The 21,339-nt window shown below is 71.3% G+C and carries 18 protein-coding genes; 9 read left to right on the forward strand and 9 right to left on the reverse strand.

What is annotated here, in order from left to right:
- Positions 1-368: 368 nt before the first annotated feature.
- From ACZ4FV_RS47675 to gatC, 6 genes are all read right to left on the reverse strand, one after another.
- Entirely contained in the window at positions 369-3,314 is a 2,946-nt protein-coding gene (locus tag ACZ4FV_RS47675) for a helix-turn-helix transcriptional regulator (protein WP_465327392.1), read from the reverse strand.
- A gap of 101 nt (positions 3,315-3,415) precedes the next feature.
- Positions 3,416-3,718 (reverse strand): hypothetical protein, encoded by a 303-nt coding sequence (locus ACZ4FV_RS47680; protein ID WP_395873394.1) that lies wholly within the window; start codon positions 3,716-3,718, stop codon positions 3,416-3,418.
- A 315-nt stretch (positions 3,719-4,033) separates the two neighbouring features.
- Positions 4,034-5,518, reverse strand: coding sequence for an Asp-tRNA(Asn)/Glu-tRNA(Gln) amidotransferase subunit GatB (gene gatB / locus ACZ4FV_RS47685; RefSeq protein WP_395873464.1), 1,485 nt, complete (start codon positions 5,516-5,518; stop codon positions 4,034-4,036).
- Positions 5,519-5,532: 14 nt separating this feature from the next.
- Entirely contained in the window at positions 5,533-5,769 is a 237-nt protein-coding gene (locus tag ACZ4FV_RS47690; RefSeq protein ID WP_395873396.1) for a hypothetical protein, read from the reverse strand.
- A 17-nt stretch (positions 5,770-5,786) separates the two neighbouring features.
- A complete protein-coding gene (gene gatA / locus ACZ4FV_RS47695; RefSeq protein ID WP_395873397.1) occupies positions 5,787-7,280 on the reverse strand; it encodes an Asp-tRNA(Asn)/Glu-tRNA(Gln) amidotransferase subunit GatA in 1,494 nt (497 codons plus the stop codon).
- Between the two features lie 5 nt (positions 7,281-7,285).
- Positions 7,286-7,582 carry an Asp-tRNA(Asn)/Glu-tRNA(Gln) amidotransferase subunit GatC gene (gene gatC, locus ACZ4FV_RS47700; protein WP_395873398.1) on the reverse strand — a complete coding sequence of 99 codons (297 nt, stop codon included), beginning with the start codon at positions 7,580-7,582 and terminating at the stop codon, positions 7,286-7,288.
- A 337-nt stretch (positions 7,583-7,919) separates the two neighbouring features.
- Here gatC and ACZ4FV_RS47705 point away from each other — a divergent pair, with 337 nt between their 5' ends.
- From ACZ4FV_RS47705 to ACZ4FV_RS47715, 3 genes are all read left to right on the forward strand, one after another.
- Positions 7,920-8,840, forward strand: coding sequence for an alpha/beta fold hydrolase (locus ACZ4FV_RS47705; RefSeq protein ID WP_465327397.1), 921 nt, complete (start codon positions 7,920-7,922; stop codon positions 8,838-8,840).
- 213 nt (positions 8,841-9,053) lie between these two features.
- Positions 9,054-10,001 carry a LysR family transcriptional regulator gene (locus tag ACZ4FV_RS47710; protein WP_465327399.1) on the forward strand — a complete coding sequence of 316 codons (948 nt, stop codon included), beginning with the start codon at positions 9,054-9,056 and terminating at the stop codon, positions 9,999-10,001.
- A 68-nt stretch (positions 10,002-10,069) separates the two neighbouring features.
- Entirely contained in the window at positions 10,070-10,939 is an 870-nt protein-coding gene (locus ACZ4FV_RS47715) for a serine hydrolase (RefSeq protein WP_395873465.1), read from the forward strand.
- 44 nt (positions 10,940-10,983) lie between these two features.
- Here the strand turns inward: ACZ4FV_RS47715 and ACZ4FV_RS47720 are convergent, their stop codons facing one another.
- The 3 genes from ACZ4FV_RS47720 to ACZ4FV_RS47730 are packed head-to-tail and all read right to left on the reverse strand — an operon-like array spanning position 10,984 to position 12,473.
- Positions 10,984-11,262, reverse strand: coding sequence for a type II toxin-antitoxin system RelE/ParE family toxin (locus tag ACZ4FV_RS47720; RefSeq protein ID WP_395873401.1), 279 nt, complete (start codon positions 11,260-11,262; stop codon positions 10,984-10,986).
- Positions 11,263-11,268: 6 nt separating this feature from the next.
- On the reverse strand, positions 11,269-11,550 hold the full coding sequence (locus ACZ4FV_RS47725; protein WP_395873402.1) for a type II toxin-antitoxin system Phd/YefM family antitoxin: 282 nt from the start codon (positions 11,548-11,550) through the stop codon (positions 11,269-11,271).
- A 53-nt stretch (positions 11,551-11,603) separates the two neighbouring features.
- Positions 11,604-12,473: a TetR/AcrR family transcriptional regulator gene (locus tag ACZ4FV_RS47730; protein WP_465327405.1), complete on the reverse strand. Its 870-nt coding sequence runs from the start codon at positions 12,471-12,473 to the stop codon at positions 11,604-11,606.
- A gap of 84 nt (positions 12,474-12,557) precedes the next feature.
- Here ACZ4FV_RS47730 and ACZ4FV_RS47735 point away from each other — a divergent pair, with 84 nt between their 5' ends.
- The 6 genes from ACZ4FV_RS47735 to ACZ4FV_RS47760 all read left to right on the forward strand — a co-directional run bounded on the left by ACZ4FV_RS47735 (position 12,558) and on the right by ACZ4FV_RS47760 (position 21,211).
- Positions 12,558-13,151 carry an NADPH-dependent FMN reductase gene (locus ACZ4FV_RS47735; RefSeq protein WP_395873404.1) on the forward strand — a complete coding sequence of 198 codons (594 nt, stop codon included), beginning with the start codon at positions 12,558-12,560 and terminating at the stop codon, positions 13,149-13,151.
- An 84-nt stretch (positions 13,152-13,235) separates the two neighbouring features.
- The gene (locus ACZ4FV_RS47740; RefSeq protein WP_465327409.1) at positions 13,236-14,792 is read left to right on the forward strand and encodes an MDR family MFS transporter; all 1,557 of its coding nucleotides are present in this window, start codon (positions 13,236-13,238) and stop codon (positions 14,790-14,792) included.
- 70 nt (positions 14,793-14,862) lie between these two features.
- On the forward strand, positions 14,863-15,867 hold the full coding sequence (locus ACZ4FV_RS47745; RefSeq protein ID WP_402230861.1) for a methionine synthase: 1,005 nt from the start codon (positions 14,863-14,865) through the stop codon (positions 15,865-15,867).
- A gap of 82 nt (positions 15,868-15,949) precedes the next feature.
- Complete coding sequence (ligA, locus tag ACZ4FV_RS47750; protein WP_465327410.1) at positions 15,950-18,148, forward strand: NAD-dependent DNA ligase LigA; 2,199 nt, start codon at positions 15,950-15,952, stop codon at positions 18,146-18,148.
- Between the two features lie 132 nt (positions 18,149-18,280).
- Entirely contained in the window at positions 18,281-20,389 is a 2,109-nt protein-coding gene (locus ACZ4FV_RS47755) for a putative bifunctional diguanylate cyclase/phosphodiesterase (protein ID WP_465327412.1), read from the forward strand.
- 210 nt (positions 20,390-20,599) lie between these two features.
- Positions 20,600-21,211: a hypothetical protein gene (locus ACZ4FV_RS47760; protein WP_465327414.1), complete on the forward strand. Its 612-nt coding sequence runs from the start codon at positions 20,600-20,602 to the stop codon at positions 21,209-21,211.
- The last annotated feature ends 128 nt before the right edge of the window (positions 21,212-21,339 follow it).

Consider the following 21,339-nt stretch of genomic DNA (forward strand, 5'->3'; position numbering starts at 1 on the left):
GGGGGGGGGGGAAGGGGGGGGGGGGGGAAGGGGGGGGGGGGCGGGGGCAAAAAACACCCCCACCCCCCCCCCCCCCCCCCCCCCCCCCCCCCGAGCCGGCGACGAAGTCGCCCAACAAACAGCAACGCCGCGGAACACGACTCTGCCCAGCCCACCACGCCCGCCCCCGCGACCCCCGCACCCCGACCCGGCCTCACCCACGCCCCCCCACACACACACCCACCAACCCACCCCACGACCCCCGCACCCCAGCCGTGCCGAGCCCGCCCCGTGTGCCGTGCCGAGCCCACCCCGTCTCCCCCGCCGAGCCCACCCCGTCTCCCCCGCCGACGGCAACGCCGCCCCACCCCACCCCCACCCCCACGAATTCACCCGTCCACCAAATGCAGCCGATGTGCCACCGCTGCCGCTTCCCCCCGGCCGGTGACCTCGAGCTTGGCGAGGATGTTGGAGACGTGGACGCTGGCTGTCTTGACGCTGATGTAGAGCTCTTCGGCGATCTGGCGGTTGCTGCGGCCGTCGGCGACCAGTCGCAGGACGTCGATCTCGCGTGGGGTGAGGGTCGGCAGCGGGGTGCCGGGGTCGCCCTGGGGGCTCGGGGCCATCCGGGCGCGGCGAGTGAGCAGGTCGATGACCTCGCGCAGGGCCTTGGCGTCCAGGCGGACGGCCACCTCGGCGGCGGTGGCCAGCGGCGTCGCCGCGGCGTCGCGGTCGCCGGCGGCGAGCAGCGCCTCGGCGTGCCGGAATTGCGCCCAGGCCGTGCGATAGGGCTGCTCGGTCAGCTCCCAGGAGCACACCACCCGGCCCCACTGCTCGGCGTCGTCGGTGCCCGCCGCGCGGGCCAGTTCGGCCTTGACCAGCCCCGCGTACGCCGCGTCGAGCACGCAGTCGACCGCGAGCGAATCCGCCATCGCCGCGATCCGGTCGGCGATGTCCTGGCGGGTCCTGAGCTCGGATTCGCGAGGGCGCACGGTCGAGGTGCGCGCGTCCGCCTCGTTCCCGGCCGCGTCGGCGAGCAGTTGCCACATGTACCGCTGGTGGCCCGGCGGACAGCCGACCCCCTCCAGTGCCGCCACCAGCGCCTCGCGGGACTCGTCCAGTCGCCCCTGGGCCTCGGCCACCCGGATCTCGGCCCGCGCCAGCGGGATCCCGTACTGCGCCTCGACGTAGCGCGATCCCGCGGCCAGTCGGGACCGCTTCAGGTGCGCAGTCGCACCCCGTACGTCACCCCGGGCCAGACACAGGTCGACCAGTTGCAGTTCGAGGTGGCGGGTGGTCTGCGGCCCGGGGTCGAGGTCGAGGGTCTTCTCCACCAGCGTCTCCAGGTCGGCCCAGTCGCCGGCCGAGAGCAGCGACTCGGCGAGGTTGCCCAGCGCGAACGAGCCGGAGGTGCGGGTGAGCCCGCGCTCGGCGGCGAGTTCCATCGCGCGCCGCGCGGCCACCGCGCTCTCCCGATGCCGGCCCAACCCCTCCAGCAGCGATGCCTTGTTGCTCAGGATGTGCACCAGGCTGTCCGGCTCGCGGCTGCTGATCGCGCCCTGCTCGGCCAGCTCGAGCTGTGCCATGCCCTCCTCGATCCGGCCGATCTGCACCAGACCGCACGCGAGGGTCTTGCGTGCCTCGGCCTCGATGTCGGGGCTGGCCACGGTGCGCGCACGCTCCAGCGCGACCATCGCCTCGGCGATCGCCTCGTCGCCCTCGCCGTCGAGCATCCGGTCCCGCGCGATGTGCGCGAGCACCCGGGCCTGCTCCATCGACGGCGGCAGGCCCTCCAGGATCTCCTTGGCCCGGCGCAGCTCCGGCATGCCCGACGAGCGGCACAGGTTGCGCAGGCCCTGGGCCTTCTCCCGCCACAGGAACGCGGCCAACTCCGGCTCGGCGACCGGGTCCACCAACTCGATCGCGCGCTTGCAGAAGTGGATGGTCAACTCGCGCTCGCTGCCCAGCCGGGCCGCGGTGACCGCCTCCATGTAGATGTCGAGCAGCCGTCGACCGCTCAGCTCCTCCGGGTCGGGCACCTGTTCCCACAACAGCAGCGCGCGCTCCAGGAGCCGGGTGCGCTCGTCGAAGGCGTACCGCTCCCGCGCCGCCTCGGCCGCCGCGAGCACCGCCGGCAGCGCCTTGACCGCCTTGCCGGCGTGGAACCAGTACGTGGCGATTCGACCGCGCAACTCGTCGGCGGCCACCAGGTCCGGACAGCGCTCCAGCGCCTCGGCGAAGGTCGCGTACAGCCGGACCCGCTCCCCCGGCATCAGGTCCTCGCGAATCGCGGTGCGCACCAGCGCGTGCCGGAACTGGAACTCGTCCCCGATGGGTACCAGTACGTGTGCCGACACCGCCGTGCGCAGTGCCTCCTCCAAGCGGTCCGGGTCGAGCCAGGACACCTCGGTGAGCAGCCGGTGGCCGACGGTGACCCCGCCGATCGCCGCCAGTCGGATCACCTTCTGGGTGTCCTCGGACAGCTCCTCGATCCGAATCAGCAACAAATCCCGCAAAGTATCCGAAATACCCGTGAGTTGCCCATCCCGAATGGAACAGGCGAGTTCCTCGACGAAGAACGCGTTCCCCTCGGACTTCTGAAAGATCTGACGAATCAGGCGGCGCGGCGGATCCTCGCGCAGGATGCCGCGCAACTGGTCGCCGACCTGGGCGCGGGTGAGCCGGGCCAGGTCTATTCGGGCCACGTTGTGCACCCGGTCCAACTCGGCCAGGAAGGACCGCAGCGGATGCCGCCGCCCGACCGCGTCGGCCCGATACGTCCCGACGATCAGGATCCGGCCGGTACGCAGCAGCCGGAACAGGAAGCCGAGCAGTTCGCGCGTGGACGAGTCGGCCCAGTGCAGGTCCTCGATCGCGATCACGAGGGTGCGGTCGCCGCCGAGCCGCTCCAGCAGACCGAGCATCAGCTCGAACAGCCGGACCCGGTCGAACTCGCCGTCGCGCGCGATCGTGCCCGGCGCGAGGTCGGGCAGCAGCCACGCGAGATCGCGCTCGCGGCCGGCCACGGCCTCGGCCAACTCGGGGCCGATCCGGCGGGAGAGCGTGCGCAGCGCGGCGGAGATGGGCGCGAACGGCAGACTCTCCGCGCCCAACTCCAGACAACCACCGACGGTGGTCACCGCGCCCTGCGCCTCCGCACGCTCCAGGAACTCCTGGAGCAGGCGCGTCTTGCCGACGCCGGCCTCGCCCCCGACGAGCACGACGCCCGGCGTGCCCTCGTCGGCTTCGCGCAAAGCCGTGAGGAACCGCGCCATTTCCACTGACCGGCCTACGAACACGGGAGAAACAGAAGTACTCGCCACAGTGCCGAGCATGTCATGTCCCGCCGGTGCGCAGCCGGGGATTTCTCGCCCGGCGAAACCCGTTTGCGCAGGTCAACCAAGGGGTTTCAGTGGGCGTGTCCGGCGTCACGTACTCACCGGGCGTGCAGGTGGAGGCTTCCGATGCTCCACCCGAATACGCCGCGATCGGAACTGAGACCGCCGGCACCTTGGCCGCTTCGCCGCTCTTCGCGCCGGGCCACCCGCGCGGCCTTGGCCGCACGCCGACCCGCCTTCAGCGCCTCACGGACCATCCGGTCGTGGTCGGCGGTCGCCCGCAGCTCGCGCTCACGGGCCTGGAACAGTTCGTACTCCAACATGGTGTCGACCTCCTGGTCACCGAACCGGTCGCTCCGGCTCGTGGTACGAGCCTCGCGTCCCAGGGGGCCTTCGGGCATCGGTCGGATGCCGCATCCGAGTCGCTCACCTCGTCCACGGCCGATCTAAGGCGTCCGAGAAGAACCCGATAAGGGGGTCGAACAGACCTAGGGAGAACCCCGGCCGAACATCGCCCGGTACCTACGGACACCCCGGCACGCCCCCACGCCCGACGACACACACGCCGAAGGGCCCCCGATCGCAACGCGACCGAAGGCCCTCCTCGACGAACCACGAACACACAAACGGAGAACGGCGAACGGCGAACGACGAACACGTCGAACACAACGAACCCGCCGAACCCGCCGAACCGCCGAACCGCCGAACACGACGGGTCAGGACACGCCCAGGCGCTCCAGGATCAGCTCCCGTACCCGAGCCGCGTCGGCCTGCCCGCGCGTGGTCTTCATGACCGCGCCGACCAGGGCCCCGACCGCCTGCACCTTGCCCCCGCGGATCTTGTCGGCGATGCCCGCGTTGGCCGCGATCGCCTCGTCCACGGCCGCGCCGAGCGCCGAGTCGTCGGAGACGACCTTGAGCCCGCGCGCCTCGACCACCGCGTCCGGCTCGCCCTCGCCGGCCAGCACGCCGTCGATCACCTGGCGGGCCAGCTTGTCGTTCAGCTCGCCGCCCTTGACCAGCGCGGCCACCCGCGCGACCTGGGCCGCCGTGATCGGCAGCGTGGCCACCTCGACGCCGCGCTCGTTGGCCCGCCGGGACAGCTCGCCCAGCCACCACTTGCGCGCCGCGTCCGAGTCGGCCCCGGCGTCGATCGTGGCCAGGATCACGTCCAGGACACCCGCGTTGACCATCGACTGCATCTCGAAGTCGTTGACGCCCCACTCGGCCTGGAGCCGGGCGCGGCGCAGCGACGGCAGCTCGGGCAGCGTGCAGCGCAGTTCCTCGACCCACTCGCGCGAGGGCGCCACCGGCACCAGGTCGGGCTCCGGGAAGTACCGGTAGTCCTCGGCCTCTTCCTTGATCCGACCGGCGGTGGTGCTGCCGTCGTCCTCGTGGAAGTGCCGGGTCTCCTGCACGATGGTGCCGCCGTCGGTGAGCACCGTGGCGTGCCGCTGGATCTCGAACCGGATGGCCCGCTCGACCGAACGCAGCGAGTTGACGTTCTTGGTCTCGCTGCGGGTGCCGAACTTCTCCCGGCCCTTCGGGCGCAGCGACAGGTTCGCGTCGCAGCGCATCTGGCCGAGTTCCATCCGGGCCTCGGACACCCCGAGCGCGCGGATCAGCTCGCGCAGCTCGGCCACGTACGCCTTGGCCACCAGCGGGGCCAGTTCGCCCGCGCCCTCGATCGGCTTGGTGACGATCTCGATCAGCGGGATGCCGCACCGGTTGTAGTCGAGCAGCGAGTAGTCCGCGCCGTGGATGCGACCGGTCGCGCCGCCCATGTGCAGCGACTTGCCGGTGTCCTCCTCCATGTGCGCGCGCTCGATCTCCACCCGCCAGGTCTTGCCCTCGACCTGGACGTCGAGGTACCCGTCGAACGCGATCGGCTCGTCGTACTGCGAGGTCTGGAAGTTCTTCGGCATGTCCGGATAGAAGTAGTTCTTCCGGGCGAAGCGGCACCACTCGGCGATGTTGCAGTTGAGCGCGAGGCCGATCCGGATCGCCGACTCGACCGCGACCGCGTTGACCACGGGCAGCGCGCCGGGCATGCCCAGACAGGTCGGACAGACCTGGCTGTTGGGCTCCGCGCCGAACTCGGTCGAGCAGCCGCAGAACATCTTGGTCGCGGTGCCCAGCTCGACGTGGACCTCCAGGCCCATCACCGGGTCGTAGGTCTCCAGCGCGTCCTCGTAGGACATCAGGCTGGTGGTACTCACAGGGCGTCGGCCTCCGTCAGCTCTTCCTCGACCTCGCGCATCGCGCGGATCAGCAGCGCGAAGCCGGTGACCACGGCGGCGGCGCTGATCACCGCGTCGGCCAGCTCCAGCTTGTCGTTCTTGCCGCGGGCCTCCTTGATCTGCTTGAGCACGCCGATCGCGCCGAAGAGCTGCATGCCGACGCTGAAGACCTTGGCGACGTTGCTCTTGGGGGCTTTCTTCTTCTTGGCCATATCGACTCCTCGGAAAGTCAGAGCGCGGGTGCGCGGTCGAGCAGCGGGGCACCCCAGCGGGACAGGTAGGCGGCCTCCACGGCGGCGCCCACCCGGTACAGCCGATCGTCGGCCATGGCCGGCGCGATGATCTGGAGGCCGACCGGCAGGCCGTCCTCGTCCGCGAGGCCGCACGGCAGCGACATCGCGGCGTTGCCCGCGAGGTTGGACGGAATGGTGCACAGGTCCGCGAGGTACATCGCCATCGGGTCGTCCGCACGCTCGCCGATCGGGAACGCGGTGGTCGGCGTGGTCGGCGAGATCAGCACGTCCACCTGCCCGAACGCGGCCTCGAAGTCACGCGTGATGAGCGTGCGGACCTTTTGTGCCTGGCCGTAGTAGGCGTCGTAGTAACCGGACGACAGCGCGTACGTACCGAGCATGATCCGGCGCTTGACCTCGGCGCCGAAGCCGGCCTCGCGGGTCAGCGACATGACCTCCTCGGCCGAGTGTTCGCCGTCGTCGCCGACCCGCAGCCCGTAGCGCATCGCGTCGAAGCGGGCCAGGTTGGACGACGCCTCGGAGGGCGCGATCAGGTAGTACGCGGGCATCGCGTAGGTGAAGTTCGGGCAGGAGATCTCGACGATCTCCGCGCCGAGTTCGCGCAGCAGCTCGACCGCGTCGGCGAAGCGCGCCAGCACGCCCGCCTGATAGCCCTCGCCGCCGAACTCCTTGACCACGCCGATCCGCAGGCCGCGGACGCTGCCGCTGCGCGCGGCCTCGACCACGTTCGGCACCGGCGCGTCGATCGAGGTCGAGTCGAGCGGGTCGTGCCCGGCGATCGCCTCGTGCAGCAGCGCGGCGTCGAGCACCGTGCGCGCGCACGGGCCGCCCTGGTCGAGCGAGGACGAGAAGGCCACCAGGCCATAGCGGGAGACGCCGCCGTAGGTGGGCTTGACGCCGACCGTGCCGGTGAGCGCGGCGGGCTGGCGGATCGAGCCGCCGGTGTCCGTGCCGATCGCCAGCGGCGCCTGGAAGGACGCGATGGCGGCGGCCGAGCCACCCCCGGAGCCGCCCGGGACCCGGGTCGGATCCCACGGGTTGCCGGTCGGGCCGTACGCGGAGTTCTCGGTGGAGGAGCCCATCGCGAACTCGTCCATGTTGGTCTTGCCGAGGATGACCACGCCCGCGTCCTTGAGCCGGCGGGTCAACGTCGCGTCGTACGGCGGCTTCCAGCCCTCGAGCATCTTCGACCCGCAGGTGGTCGGCACGCCCTTGGTGGTGAACACGTCCTTGAGCGCGAGCGGCACACCGGCCAGCGGGCCGAGCTTGTCGCCGCGCGCTCGGGCGTCGTCGACGGCCTTGGCGGCGGCGAGCGCGCCGTCCGCGTCCACGTGCAGGAACGCGTGCACCTTGGCGTCGACGGCCTCGATGCGGTCCAGGTGGGCCTGGGCGACCTCGACGGCGGTGACCTTGCCGTCGGCGATGGCGGAGGCGGTCTCGGCCGCGGTCCAGCGAATGGTCTCGGTCATGGCCGTCACTCCTCTCCCAGGATGCGGGGCACCCGGAAACGCTGCTCTTCGGCGGCCGGCGCACCGGACAGCGCCTCCTCGGCGGTGAGCCCGGGGCGGATGACGTCCGGCCGCATGACGTTGGTCAGCGGCAGCGGGTGCGAGGTCGGCGGGATGTCGTCGGCTGCGACCTCGGCGACGCGGGCGACCGCGCCGATGATGTCGTCGAGCTGCGCGGCGAGGTGATCAAGCTCCTCGGCCCCGAGCTCCAGCCGCGACAGCCGGGCGAGGTGGGCGACCTCCTCGCGCGTGATGCCAGGCATGCAGCGGGTTCCTTCGGTTTGACGGGTGTGATGCAGGCCAGTCTATTGGCCCGATGGCCGACATCGGCGCGGCCCGCCGGCGCCTCGCGACCCGCCCGCCGGCCCCGAGCCGGCGGTACCCCGGGTGCGAATAATTCCGGCCGGATGGCACATCTCGTCGAACAACCCGGAAGTAACTTCACTCAAATGCCAACTTCCGTTACCGACTGGGTAAGAGAACCTTGCGAAGCCACTCTCCGGTCTGCGTCCCCCCGCGTCGATCGGCCCTTCGCACAACTCTTGGGCCCGGCGTCCGAGAGCGCGCTCGTCAAGGACTCGGGGCTTGGGAGGGGACACGATGGCCGCCATCGTGCTGGTACACGGGATCGCGCAGGAATACAGGTCGGCCCACACACTCGAGGAGGAGTGGGTCCCACGTCTGGCCCGGGGAGTGAAGGCAGCGGGGTTTCCCGAGGTCGCGGACCGGCTGTGGAAGTACCGCCACACCCGTCGCGGAATCGACGCGCGGATGGCGTTCTATGGTGACCTGCTCCGCCGGCACCCGTCGCAGGGCGAGATGATCGACGAGGACATCCAGCACGAGGTGACCGCGCGCATAGGTCGCGAATGGCTGGATCGCGCCGCGGTTCGCGGCTCGGTCCCGCCGGAACGACAGCGTGCGGCACGGGAGATCGCCCGCCTGGAGGGCGGGCCGGGGGAGACGGGGCGCACCGTCGTGCTCTCCCCCACTTGCGGACTGGCCGGGCTGCGCTGGTTCGCCGCCGACGGCCCGGGCTCGGCCGGCGGCTTCGTGAACAAGGCGCTGACCCAGCTCACCCGCTACCTGACGGATGATCAGACCCGCAATCGGGTGCTGGATCGGGTCGGCGCCGAGATCGGCTTCGACACCAAGGTGGTGATCGGGCACTCGCTCGGTGCGGTGGTCGCCTACGAACTCGCGCACCGGCTGCGCAGACCACTGCCGCTGTTGATCACGCTCGGGTCGCCGCTGGGCCCGAACACCGTCGTCGACTCGTGGGTGCGACCGCAGCCCGCGCAGCCGCCGGCGTTCGTGGAGAACTGGGTGAACCTGGCCGACCGCGACGACCTCGTGGCGGCCGATCCCACCCTGTCACGGATGTTCCCGGTTCCCGCGGAGGGCGGGCCGGTGCTGCGTGGTGGATACACGGGCGAACACGGCGCGGAGCCGCACAAGGCCTGTTTCTACCTCCAGCGGCGCGAGATAGGTCGAAGTGTGGGGTTGGCCTTCGGAACCTGACGTCGGCGCAGGACGCGGGGCCCGGTCGCACGACGCAGGGCTCGTTCGGGACGGATCCGAGCGGGCCCCGCGTTGTGTCGGCCGAAGCGGCTCGGCGTCGGATCGGCGCCGCCCACCGGTCGGGTCGGTACCGCCCTCGGGCGCGAGTCGCCCGCCCGCTCCGGGATCGTGATCGGGCCGGGAGCGATAGTCGGACGGCTATCATCGCCGGCCATGGACCTGCTCCGACATCTCCGGTACTTCCGGACCGTCGCGGAGGAAGGACATGTCGGCCGGGCCGCCGAGCGCCTGCGCATGGCTCAGCCATCGTTGTCCCAGCGGATCCAGCGGCTGGAGCGCGAACTCGGCGTGCGCCTGTTCGACCGGAACAGCCGAGGCGTCGTGCTGACCCCGGCGGGCCGGGTCGTGCTGGCCGAGGCGGGCGAGCTGCTCGGCGCCGCCGACCGGCTCGGTGCCGCGGTGGCCGGGCTGCGCGGTGGGACCATCGGTGCGATCCGCGCGGCGGTCCCGCCCGATCTTGGTGGTGCGGCGGTTGCGGCGATCCTGACCGGCTTCCGAGAGCGTTCGCCGGGCGGCGCTTTGGAGTTGCGCGAGCTGACCACCACCCGGCAGTTGCGCGAGTTGGCGGCCGGCACCCTGGACGTCGGCGTGGTCCGGCATCCGTGCGCGGTGGCCGACCTGGAGGTGGGCCCGATGCTGCGTCAACCGCTCGGCGTGCTGTTGGCCGCCGACGATCCGCTCGCGACCCCGACCGAGGTCGCGCTCGCCGACCTGACGGGGTGTGAGTTGGTGCTGTTCCCGCGAGAGTTCGCCCCGGCGCTGTACGACGAGACGCTGACCGCGTGTGCCCGACACGGGTGTACGCCGGCGGTCGTGCACGACGTGCCCGGCGGCGACTTCGCCCGGGCCCTGGTGTTGTCCGGCGCGGCGGTGGCGCTGGTCCCGCAGACCGCGCCCGAGCCGGGCACGGTGTGGCGCCCGTTGGCGGGCGGGCCGCTCGCGTGGCGGACCTCGACGGCGTGGCCGCGGGGCACCGACGGGCCGGCCGTACGCGCGTTCGCCGAGACCGCGCACGCGGCGCTGCGGCGGCATGCCGGTGTCCTGGCCGAACATCCCGGGCGGCCGCTCTTTCCGCGTCCGGCCTCGGAGTTCCCGCTGTGACCCGGCCCGGATCCGCGCCTGGCTCGCACGGCTCGCACGGTGGCCGACGGCGTGCCGCGCGGGCTCGGATCGCCGACGCGTTCGCCGACGCGGGGGTGAGCGGTGTGCTGCACGCGGTCGACATCGACACCGGCGCCGAAGTCGATCTGGGCGCGGACACGCTGTACAGCACGGCGAGCCTGCACAAGCTGTGTCTGGTCACCACGCTGTTCCGGGAGGCGGCGGCCGGTCGGGTCGAGCTGACCGAGCGGATCGAGCTGCCCGCGGGCGCGGCGCGCAGTCCGGGCGGTACCGGCGTGGCCGCGATGCTGGACCCGGTCACCATGTCGCTGCGCGACCTCGCGTCGCTCGCGGTCGCGGTGAGCGACAACGCGGCGGCCGACGCGCTGTGGGACACCCTGGGCCTGGACACGGTCAACGCGACGATGCTCGAACTGGGCCTGACCCGCACGGTGGCGATCGAGCCCCTGCGCGAGATGTACGCCGGTCTGCGGGCGGACGCGGGGCCGGGCGGCCCGGCCGCGCTGGTCGACCCGACCGTGGTGGCCCGGCTGCGGGCGCTGGACCCGAGCCGGTCCAACCGGGGTACGCCGCGTGACCTGACCCGGTTGCTGGGCGCGATCTGGCGGGACGAGGCGTGTACCGGCGAATACGGGGTGGGGCTGCGACGGGTGCTCGGCCTTCAGGCGTGGTCGCATCGGATGGCGTCCGGCTTCCCGTTCGACGACGTGCGGGTGTCCGGGAAGACCGGGACGTTGCCCACGCTGCGGCACGAGGCGGGGGTGGTCGAGTATCCGGACGGCGGCCGGTACGCGATCGCGATCTGCACCCGGTCCGCCGACACGTCCGCGGCACTCCCGGCCGCCGACGCGGTGATCGGAACGGCCGCCAGGATGGCGGTGGACGCACTCCGGCTGGCGCCTCGCGAGGTCGCCTGAGCCGGTTGTCGCCACCACGGGCCGTGACGCGGCTTCGGGCCGCCCTACCGGCCGCGGTAGACGTCGCGGCGATTGCCGACGACCATTACCCATACGATCAGTTGGCCATGTTCGACGGTGTACACGACCCGGTAGTCCCCGACGCGGAGACGCCATCGCGAACTGTGCCCCTGTAGGGCTTTGATGTCGAAGGCAGCGGTGTCCCCCTCGTCCATCGCCCTCTGCAGTTCCGTCAGGCGATGGAGGATCCGCACGGCGTCGGGACGGGGAATCTTGAGCAGATCCCGCTGGGCATGCGGGGTGAACCGCGTGACGTAACCCATGCGGAATCAGCCCTGTTGGGCCCGGAGCAGGGCGGCCATCTCCTCGAGGGAAACCGACCCTTCGACGCCCTCGGATTCCGACTCGTCCGCCAGCGTGTTGAGCCAGGAGTCCTCGACTCGGTCCGCGAGCTGCCGCAGGCGTTGGTACTCGTGGATATCGATCACGATGGCCTCCTCCCTCCCCCGTCGCGTGATGATCGTCGGCGTCTCGTCCCGCCGAGCGCGATCGAGGACGTCCGCGAGGTGGCTGCGGACCTCGGCCATGGAGGCAATCACGGGCTCACTCATGTCACGAATGTATCAGATGTACATGCAGTACATGACGAACCCGTCTCGCGAGGTCAGATGCCCAGGCGGGTGGCGAGGCCGTCGAGGATGCAGTCGAGGGCGGTTTCGAATTGCCAGCGCGGATCGTCCTTGCGCCGGGCGGCCCCGAGGTACGCGTGGAAGGTGGGGTAGCGGCCCGTGCTCATCAGGTAGGTCATCTCCGGGGCGAGCTGCGTTCGCAGTGCGTGGCCGTCGGCCGCGCCCCGCACCTCCATCAGCCGCCGGGTGGCCACCTCGGAGGCGGTGCGGCCCTGAACGAACGCACCGACCGTGTCCACCGCGACCATCAACTCGTCCGGCGGAAGGTCGAGTTCGGCCAGTGCGGCCATCCCCCACTCGACCACCGCCAGCCGGTTCGGGGTGAGCGAGATCGCCGCGCGCGCCGACGGCAACAGCACCAGCCACGGATGCCGCAGGACGATGTCGCGGGTGTTCGTCGCGAGCGTCCGCAGCGTCGCCCGCCAGCCCGCGCCGGTCTCGGGCGCGGGCAGTTCGCCGTAGACCCGGTCGACCATCAGCTCCAACAGGTCGTCCTTGCCCGACACGTACCGATAGGCCGCCATCGGCGCGACGCCCAGTTCGGTCGCCAGTCGCCGCATCGTCACCGCGTCGATGCCCTCGGCGTCGGCGATCCCGACCGCGACCTCGGCGATCCGCGCCGGGGTGAGCACGGTGCGCGGCGCGGGACTCGGGTTCTCCAGCCGTTCCCACAGCGAGACCCGGGGTTCGCCGCCCGCGTCCGACGCCGTGTCCGACCCTGCCTCCGGCCCCGCTTCGGCCGGTGCCGCCTTCTTCTTCTGCCCGGCCATGAGCGCGGTCCTCCCGAAGTGCGTGGACGCGGCGATACGGCGGATGCCGCGGATGCACTGCCGCTGTGCGTACAACGTATCAAGAGTGGACGTCGTACACCCTCATGTGTACGTTGTATTTCAACAGATACGCTGTACACACAACATCAAGGAGCCGGCATGCCCGCCACCACCCCCCTGCGCCTCGCGGTCATCGTCGGCAGCACCCGGGACGGCCGTTTCGCGCCCATCGTGGCCGAGTGGACCCGCGCCCACGCCGCCGGTCGCGACGATCTGACCGTGGACGTCGTCGACCTGATCGAGACCCCGCTGCCCACCGTGTTCCCGGCCTTCGGGCAGCCGCCGGCACCCGGCACCGCCGAGTTGCTCGCCGAGGTTTCGCCCCGGCTGGCCGCCGCCGACGCGTTCGTGATCGTCACGCCGGAGTACAACCACAGCTTCCCGGCCGCGCTGAAGAACGCGATCGACTGGCACAACCGGGAGTGGCACGCCAAGCCGGTCGGCTTCGTGTCCTACGGCGGGGTCTCCGGCGGCCTGCGCGCGGTCGAGCAGCTTCGGGTCGTGCTGGCCGAGTTGCACGCGGTCACCGTGCGGGACACGGTCAGCTTCCACGGCCACTGGGACAAGTTCGACGCCGACGGCAAGGCCGTCGACCCGGCCTCGGACGCCGCCGCGAAGACCATGCTCGACCAACTCGTGTGGTGGGCGCACACCCTGCGCGACGCCAAGGCCGTCCGCCCGTACGCGGCCTGACTCCTCCACGGCCTTCGAGCCCGACGACCCTCCCCGAACCCGACGACGCCTTCGAACCCGACCACCCGCCACGAGGGAAGCGCCATGTCACACGAATCCGAGACCCCACCCGGCAAAATCCCGTTCGGCGTCGTCGGCCTGGTCCTCGGCATGTTCCTGGGCATGCTCGACGGCACCATCGTGGGCACCGCGCTGCCCACCATCGTCGGCGACCTCGGCGGCTTGGACCGGCTGTCCTGGGTGGTGACCGCCTACCTGCTCGCCGCCGCCGCGACCACACCGATCTGGGGCAAGCTCGGCGACCTCTACGGTCGCAAGGGCGTGTTCACGGCCTCGATCGGCGTGTTCCTGGTCGGCTCGATGCTCTCCGGGATGGCCCGGGACATGAACGAGTTGATCGCCTTCCGCGCCGTCCAGGGACTGGGCGCGGGCGGACTGATGGTCGGCGCGTTCGCGCTGATCGGCGTGCTCGTACCGCCGCGCGACAGCGGCCGGGTGCAGGCGCTGTTCGGCGCGATCATGCCGATCGCGCTGATCGGCGGGCCGCTGCTGGGCGGTTTCCTCACCGATCACCTGGATTGGCGCTGGGCGTTCTACGTCAACGTGCCGATCGGACTGCTCGCGCTCGCCATCGTCGGCTTCGGCATCCGGCTCGACACCGTGCGGATCAGGGCCCGGATCGACTACGCCGGCGCCGCGCTGCTGACCATCGGGATCGTCGCGCTGACCCTGCTGGCCGGCTGGGCGGGCACCACGTACGCGTGGACCTCGCCGCAGATCCTCGGCCTGGCCGCGCTCACCGTCGTCACGCTGGCCGCCTTCGTCCCGGTCGAGCGCCGCGCGGCCGAACCGATCATCCCGCCCCGGCTGTTCGCCGATCGCAACTTCGCCGTCGCACAGGTGCTCGGCTTCCTGGTCGGGGCGGTGATGATGGCCGCGAGCAACTACCTCCCGCAGTACATGCAGTTCGTCCGAGGCGCCTCGCCCACGGCGGGCGGGCTGCTGCTCCTGCCGCTGATGTTCGGCATGCTCGGCGTACAGATCACCAGCGGCCGACTGATCAGCCGCACCGGTCGCTACCGGGTGTACCCGATCCTGGGCGGTGCGGTGATGACCGTCGGCGCGCTCGTGCTGCTCGGTCTGGGCGTGCACACAAACACGGCCGTGGCCTCGGCGCTGACCCTGGTGATCGGGGTGGGCGTGGGCTTCGTGATGCAGAGCACGATCCTGATCACCATGAACAGCGCCGACCCGCGCGACCTGGGCGCGGCGAGCGGTACCGCGACGCTCGCCCGGACGATCGGCGGCTCGCTCGGCGTCGCGCTGCTCGGCGCGGTGTACGCGCACCGCTTCGAGGCCGGCCTGGGACCGGAGCACGCCGACGGAGGCGACCCGACCCCCGCCGCGTTGCGCGAGTTGCCCGCCGCCACGCGGGACGCCTTCCACACGGCGGTCACCGGCGGTCTGCACGGCGTGGCGATCGGACTGGCGATCCTGTCCGCGCTCGCGTTCGCCTTGTCCTGGTTCGTCCGCGAGGTCCCGCTGCGCTCGGCCGCCGACGCACCGGCCCGACCCGGCGCGCCGGACACCACACCGGACACCGCCGCGCCGGCCGGCGGCACACGAGCCGCCTCGAACTAAGCTTCCGGGCGTGGACACCCCAGAACGTACTTCTCCCCGGCCACCCGGCAGCGCCACCGGGGTCGGTTCCATGCCCGGCGAGGACATCCGCGAGACCGTCAAGATGGTGCTCGGTCTGCTGACCGACCTGCCGCACCTGCCCGAGCTGCCCGCTCGCGGTCCGGGCGCCGACCTGACCGGCCGCTCGGCCGGGATGCTGGTCGACCTCTACACCGACGTACAGCCCTCCGGGTGGCGCTTCGTGGACCGCCCCGGGCGCGACCACCGCCGGGCCCGCTCGTACCTGGGCCAGGACCTGGACGCCCTGGAGGAGTTCACCCAGGGCTGGACCGGCCCGCTCAAGCTCCAGGTCGCGGGCCCGTGGACGCTCGCCGCCACGATCGAACTGACCTACGGCGACAAGGCGTTGGCCGATCCGGGGGCGTGCCGGGACCTGGCCGTGTCACTCACCGAGGGCATCCGGCTGCACGTGTCGGAGGTGGCCCGGCGGATCCCCGGCGCCGACCTGGTGCTGCAACTGGACGAGCCCGCGCTGCCCGGCGTGATCGCCGGCGACGTGCCGACCGCGAGCGGCTTCGGCCGGCTGCGCGCCGTGGACAAGGCGGTGGTCCGCGACACGCTGCGGGACGTGATCGCGGGCGCGGGTGTGCCGACGATCGTGCACTGCTGCGCGCCCGGCACGCCGATCACGCTGCTGCGCCAGGCCGGCGCGGCGGGCGTCTCGCTCGACGTCTCGCTGCTTCGGCGGTCCCAGGACGAATCGATCGGCGAGGCGGTCGAGGCCGGCTTCCGGCTCTTCGCCGGCGTGGTGCCGAGTCTGCCTCCGGAGAGCGACGCGTCCGAGGTCAAGCCCGGTGTGGGAGCGCGTCCACTGTCCGACCCGCCCGGTACCGTCAGGTCTGTCGGAACGTTGTGGAACAGGCTCGGTTTCCCGCCGGAGTCCCTGGCCGAAGCCGTCGTGGTGACCCCCACGTGTGGCCTCGCCGGTGCCTCTCCGGCGTACGCCCGGGCCGCTCTGTCCCACAGCGTGGCTGCCGGCCGGGTGCTTCGGGACGACCCCGAAGGCGCCATGTAGCGAAACGCGGCGGCGCGCCTCGGCGACCGCCCGCGGGACGCCACGAACCTCATTCGAACTGGTGGCGCTGGAGGGCGACGACGTGGCTGGTGCGACGACCGGAGTGGACGAGATCCCGGCCGAGGTGCGCGAACGCGCCGCGACCCTCGCCCGTGAGCTGGAGGAGCACCGCTTCCGCTACTACGTGAAGGACGCGCCGGTGGTCAGCGACGGCGAGTTCGACGCGCTGATGCGGGAGCTGGAGGCGATCGAGGAGGAGTATCCGGCGCTGCGCACGCCGGATTCGCCGACCCAGAAGGTGGGCGGCACGTACTCGACCGACTTCACCTCGGTGGACCACCTGGAACGCCTGCTCAGCCTCGACAACGCGATGAACGAGGACGAGCTCGACGAGTGGGACGACCGGCTCACCCGCGAGTTGGGGACGGGGTCGTTCCACTATCTGTGCGAGCTGAAGATCGACGGGTTGGCGATCAACCTCCTGTATGAGAACGGTCGGCTGGTGCGCGCGCTGACGCGCGGCGACGGCCGCACCGGTGAGGACGTCACACCGAACATCCGCACGATCGCCGAGATCCCGACGAGGTTGCGCGACGACGGCGGCCACGACGTACCCGAGTTGGTCGAGATCCGGGGCGAGGTGTTCTTCCCGATCGAGAAGTTCGACGAGCTGAACGCGCGCCTGGTCGAGGCCGGCGAGAAGCCGTTCGCCAACCCGCGCAACGCCGCTGCCGGATCGTTGCGGCAGAAGGACCCCCGGGTGACCGCGTCCCGCCCGCTGCACATGATCGTGCACGGCATCGGCGCCCGTCGGGGCTTCGACATCGACTGTCAGTCGCACGCGTACGAGCGCCTGCACGCGTGGGGGCTGCCGACCGCGCAGCACAACAAGGTGGTCGACACGATCGAGGAAGTGAAGGAGTTCGTCCGCTACTTCGGCGAGCACCGCAACTCGGTCGAGCACGAGATCGACGGCATCGTGATCAAGGTCGACGAGATCCCGATCCAGGGCCGGCTCGGCGCGACGTCGAAGGCTCCCCGGTGGGCGATCGCGTTCAAGTACCCGCCCCAGGAGGTCAACACCAAGCTGCTCGACATCGAGGTGGGCGTCGGCCGCACGGGCCGGGTGACGCCGTACGCGGTGATGGAGCCGGTGGCGGTGGCGGGATCGGTGGTGGCGTACGCGACGCTGCACAACCAGAACGTGGTCAAGGCCAAGGGCGTCTGGATCGGCGACACCGTGGTGCTGCGCAAGGCGGGTGACGTGATCCCGGAGATCCTCGGCCCGGTCGCCGACCTGCGCCCCGCGGACGCCCGCGAGTTCGTGATGCCGACCGAATGTCCGGAGTGCGGCACCGCGTTGCGAGCGATGAAGGAGGGCGACATCGACGTACGTTGCCCGAACGCTCGTTCGTGCCCGGCGCAGTTGCGTGAGCGCCTGTTCTATCTCGCCGGCCGCAAGGCGCTCGACATCGACGGCATGGGCTACGTCGCGGCGACCGCGCTGACCCAACCGTTGGAGCCGGCCGTACCGCCCGTGGTGAACGAGGGCGATCTGTTCTCGCTGACGGTGGAGCAGTTGTTGCCGATCAAGGTGGTCGTCCGCGAACAACGGACCGGCATGCCCAAGATCGACGAGAAGACCGGCGAGCCGAAGGTCGTGACCTTCTTCGCCAACCAGAAGGGCGAACCCAAGCAGACCGTCGCCACGCTGCTCGAGGGTCTGGAGAAGGCCAAGACCCAGCCGCTGTGGCGCATCCTGACGGCACTGTCCATCCGACACGTCAGCGACACCACCGCCCGGGCCATCACCAGCGGCTTCCACGACCTCGATCGGCTCGCGGCGGCCTCCGAGGAGGAGATCGCGGCGGTCGACGGTGTCGGCCCGATCATCGCCAAGGCGGTCACCGAGTGGTTCGCCGAGGAGTGGCACCGCGAGATCATCGAGAAGTGGCGCGCCGCCGGCGTACGACTCGCCGAGGAGGGTTCGGACGAGGAGAAGGCTCCCGGCCCGCTTGACGGAATTGTGACGGTCGTCACCGGAACGCTTGTCGGATTCACCCGGGACAGCTCCAAGGAGGCCCTGGAACAGCTCGGCGCCAAGGTGACGGGTTCGGTCTCGAAGAAGACCGACTTCGTGGTTGTCGGCGACAATCCCGGCTCCAAATACGACAAGGCCGTGCAACTGGGGCTGCCGATCCTCGACGACGAGGGCTTCGCGGTGCTCCTTGCCGACGGGCCCGAAGCGGCCCGTGCGTGGGCGGCCGAGCGTGCCGGCTGATAACCCTCCCTAGCGATGCCGGAACGACCTACCCTGGGCGGGAGCTTGCCCACCCGGCGGGCTCGGTGCCCCACAGGCGTACCCGTCCCGGCGCCCGGGATGCCGCCCGACGAGGCCGCAGGGAGCAGGCGCATGGGTCGGATCGGCAGGACGGACCTGTCGCGACTGGCGCGACCACGCGCGTTCTTCATCCACACCGGGTTGGTCGCACTGGTCGGCGTGTTCGCACTCGTCGTACCACCCACGATCGCTCTGGCAGACGGTCACTGTCCGGTCCCGCTGACACCCGGCGTGTGGATCATGCTCGCGTTGGTGTCGATCGACGGCGTGTACACGGCGCTCACGCGCCGGGGGTTGTACATCCCCGGCGCCATGCCGTCGATCGCCATCACGTTCGGCCTGCTGCTCGTGCACGGGTGGCAGGTCGCCGCGCTGTGGCAGGCCGTTCCGGTCCTGGTCTCCGGCCTGCTCAGAGGCGATTCGTGGTGGCGGGTGGGCTACACGATGGGCCACTACGTACTCGCCTTCATCGCCGCCGACGTGGTGCTCGGGTTGTTCGGCATCGAGCCGGGTCCGGACGAGGCACGCGGGCTGAGCGTGGTGGACTTCCCCGTGGTCGCGCTGGCCGGGCTCGCGATGGCGGCCGTGTCGCAGATGTCCGGGTGGATGGCCCGGGCGAGTTGGCGCGGGACGAGTGTGTTCACGCTCGTGCGCGCCGAGTTGCGGCAACGGGTGGTCTCGCACGGAGCATTGATCGGCCTGTCCCCGCTGATCGCCGTCGTGGCCGCGGAACAGCCCTGGCTGCTGCCGCTGTTCGTGGTCCCGCTGCACACCCTCTACCGCAGCACGATGGTGCGTTTCGACCGTGAGCAGGAGTCGCGGCACGACGCGCTCACCGGCCTGCCGAACCGGCGGTTGTTGCTGGAGCGCGGCGAGGAGGCGCTGGGCCGGGCCGGCGGCCGAGGTGGCCGGGTCGCCCTGCTCCTGCTCGACCTGCACCGCTTCCACGAGGTCAACGACACGCTCGGACACGTCGCCGGCGACCGGCTGTTGCAGCAGGTCGGCGCGCGCCTGGAGACGCTGGTCCGCCCCGGGGACACGGTGGCGCGCCTCGGCGGTGACGAATTCGCCCTGCTCCTCCCGGGGTTGGACATGGGCGCGGATCGGCAGACCGCGCAGGAGGTGGTCCTCGGGCTCGCCCATCGCATCGTCGATCGCCTCGGCGAGCCGTTCGACCTGGACGAGTTGACGCTGGACGTCGAGGCCAGTGTCGGGGTCGCGATCTTCCCGGATCACGCCTCCGACGTGCTGGGGCTGCTGCAATTCGCCGACGTGGCGATGTACTTGGCCAAGCGCTCGCGCAGCGGCGTGGAGTTGTACGACGACTCGCGCGACGTGAACACCCGGGACAAACTGCTGCTGCTCGGTGATCTGCGGCGGGCCCTGGACAACCACGAGGTCGAGTTGCATTACCAGCCGAAGATTCGGCTGGCCGACGGTCGGGTGGACGGCTGCGAGGCGCTGGTGCGCTGGCGGCATCCGACCCGGGGTCAGGTCTCGCCCGAGGAGTTCGTACTACTGGCCGAACAGACCGGGCTGATGCCCCGACTCACCCGCTACGTGGTGGACGTCGCGCTGGACCAGGTGGCGCGTTGGCACGCGGAGGGCATCGACGTCCCGGTCGCGGTGAACATCTCCGCGCGCGACATCCATGTGCCCTCGTTCGCCGACTCGGTGGCGGCCGGGCTGCACGAACACGGGGTGGCGGCGGGCGCGTTGCAGTTGGAGATCACCGAACGGGTGCTCCTGGAGGAACCGCAGCGGGCCGCCGAATCGCTGGACGCGCTGCGCCGGTTGGGCGTGCGGCTGTCTCTGGACGACTTCGGCACCGGCTACTCCTCACTCGTGCACCTGAGGCACATCCCGGTGAGCGAGATCAAGATCGACCGGTCGTTCGTGGCCCGCCTGACCATGAACGAGGAGGACGCCGCGATCGTCTGCTCGATCGTGCAACTCGCCCACTCACTGGGTTTGCGCGTGGTCGCCGAGGGTGTCGAGGACGAGGCCACCTACCAGCGCCTGCGCGAACTGGGCTGCGACGCGGCCCAGGGCTGGCTGATGTCCAAGGCGCTACCGAGCGACGAGGCCACCGCCTGGCTGCTGCGCCACGGCGCGGGCGCGCACGTCACACCCGCGGCGCCGACCGAGATCCACCACCACCGCCGGGCGGATGTGAGCTGAGTCCTCGGCGCGGGCGGAGGTCCGGTCTCGCCGGTCCTAGGGATGGCGCGCGTCGGTGCGGCGGTGCGGCGGTGCGGCACCACGACTGGGGGCGCGAAAAGATCCGTCCTCGACCGAGCAACGATTTCCGGGATCGTCCCGTCAGGAGGGGTGGCCGGGTCGACGATCCGGCCCAAGTCACCTGCTCGGCACGACAATCGGAGCCTTCTGATGACGATGACCTCGACCACGCGGCGAAGCCGCACCCGCATGCTCGTCGCCGCTCTCGGCGCGGCGGCCGTGGTCGCCTTGGGCGGCGTGGCGTTCGCGTCCGGCGACGACACCCCGGCCGATCCGGCCGATCCGCAGCCGAACCGAGTCGCCGCCGCGCCCGCCGCGCCCGCCGCTCCCCTCGCGTCCTCGCCGGCGCGCGTGGTCGAGCCCGAGGAGCGGATCGACGTCGGCGGCGGCAACTCCACGTGGCTCACCACGGAGGGCTATCACTTCGTCCAGAACGCGGCCCAGCATGGCGCACAGTTCGGCAAGGCCGTCCTCTTCAGGGGCTTCCCGGTCGGCACCGTCGACATCCGCGCGTACGAGGGTCGGGGATCCAACCTGTACACCGGTGCATACCGAGGCAACGGCGTGGTCGCCCGCGTGACCGTGGAGGTGGCGGGCCGGACGCTGGAGGCGAAGCTGCTGACCCTCGCGGGCTCCCCGGGCTGGTCCGCGTTCTATGTCGACGGCCCCGTGGTGCCCCTCCCGCAGTCGAAGTGGGACCCCCCGTTCACCGCTCCCGTCAAGGTCTACGCGGCGGACGGCACCGTGCTCGCGATTCTGTAGAGACGCTCGACCGGACCCCTCGACCGAACGCGCGGGGGTTCGCGCGATGACGTGCCGGGGGGGGGGGGGGGGGGGGGGGGGGGGGCGACCCCCCCCCCACACCCCCCCCCCCCCGCTGCTGCGGCACC

This window comes from Embleya sp. NPDC025285 (assembly GCF_055558835.1).

Coding starts and splice junctions, on each gene's coding strand:
- ACZ4FV_RS47680 (WP_395873394.1), bottom strand. CDS start 3,718: ATGCCCGAAGGCCCCCTGGGACGCGAGGCTCGTACCACGAGCCGGAGC.
- ACZ4FV_RS47725 (WP_395873402.1), bottom strand. CDS start 11,550: ATGAGTGAGCCCGTGATTGCCTCCATGGCCGAGGTCCGCAGCCACCTC.
- ACZ4FV_RS47735 (WP_395873404.1), top strand. CDS start 12,558: ATGCCCGCCACCACCCCCCTGCGCCTCGCGGTCATCGTCGGCAGCACC.
- ACZ4FV_RS47755 (WP_465327412.1), top strand. CDS start 18,281: ATGGGTCGGATCGGCAGGACGGACCTGTCGCGACTGGCGCGACCACGC.
- gatC (WP_395873398.1), bottom strand. CDS start 7,582: ATGCCTGGCATCACGCGCGAGGAGGTCGCCCACCTCGCCCGGCTGTCG.
- gatB (WP_395873464.1), bottom strand. CDS start 5,518: ATGTCCTACGAGGACGCGCTGGAGACCTACGACCCGGTGATGGGCCTG.
- ACZ4FV_RS47760 (WP_465327414.1), top strand. CDS start 20,600: ATGACGATGACCTCGACCACGCGGCGAAGCCGCACCCGCATGCTCGTC.
- gatA (WP_395873397.1), bottom strand. CDS start 7,280: ATGACCGAGACCATTCGCTGGACCGCGGCCGAGACCGCCTCCGCCATC.
- ACZ4FV_RS47675 (WP_465327392.1), bottom strand. CDS start 3,314: ATGCTCGGCACTGTGGCGAGTACTTCTGTTTCTCCCGTGTTCGTAGGC.
- ACZ4FV_RS47745 (WP_402230861.1), top strand. CDS start 14,863: ATGCCCGGCGAGGACATCCGCGAGACCGTCAAGATGGTGCTCGGTCTG.
- ACZ4FV_RS47705 (WP_465327397.1), top strand. CDS start 7,920: ATGGCCGCCATCGTGCTGGTACACGGGATCGCGCAGGAATACAGGTCG.
- ACZ4FV_RS47720 (WP_395873401.1), bottom strand. CDS start 11,262: ATGGGTTACGTCACGCGGTTCACCCCGCATGCCCAGCGGGATCTGCTC.
- ACZ4FV_RS47740 (WP_465327409.1), top strand. CDS start 13,236: ATGTCACACGAATCCGAGACCCCACCCGGCAAAATCCCGTTCGGCGTC.
- ACZ4FV_RS47690 (WP_395873396.1), bottom strand. CDS start 5,769: ATGGCCAAGAAGAAGAAAGCCCCCAAGAGCAACGTCGCCAAGGTCTTC.
- ACZ4FV_RS47710 (WP_465327399.1), top strand. CDS start 9,054: ATGGACCTGCTCCGACATCTCCGGTACTTCCGGACCGTCGCGGAGGAA.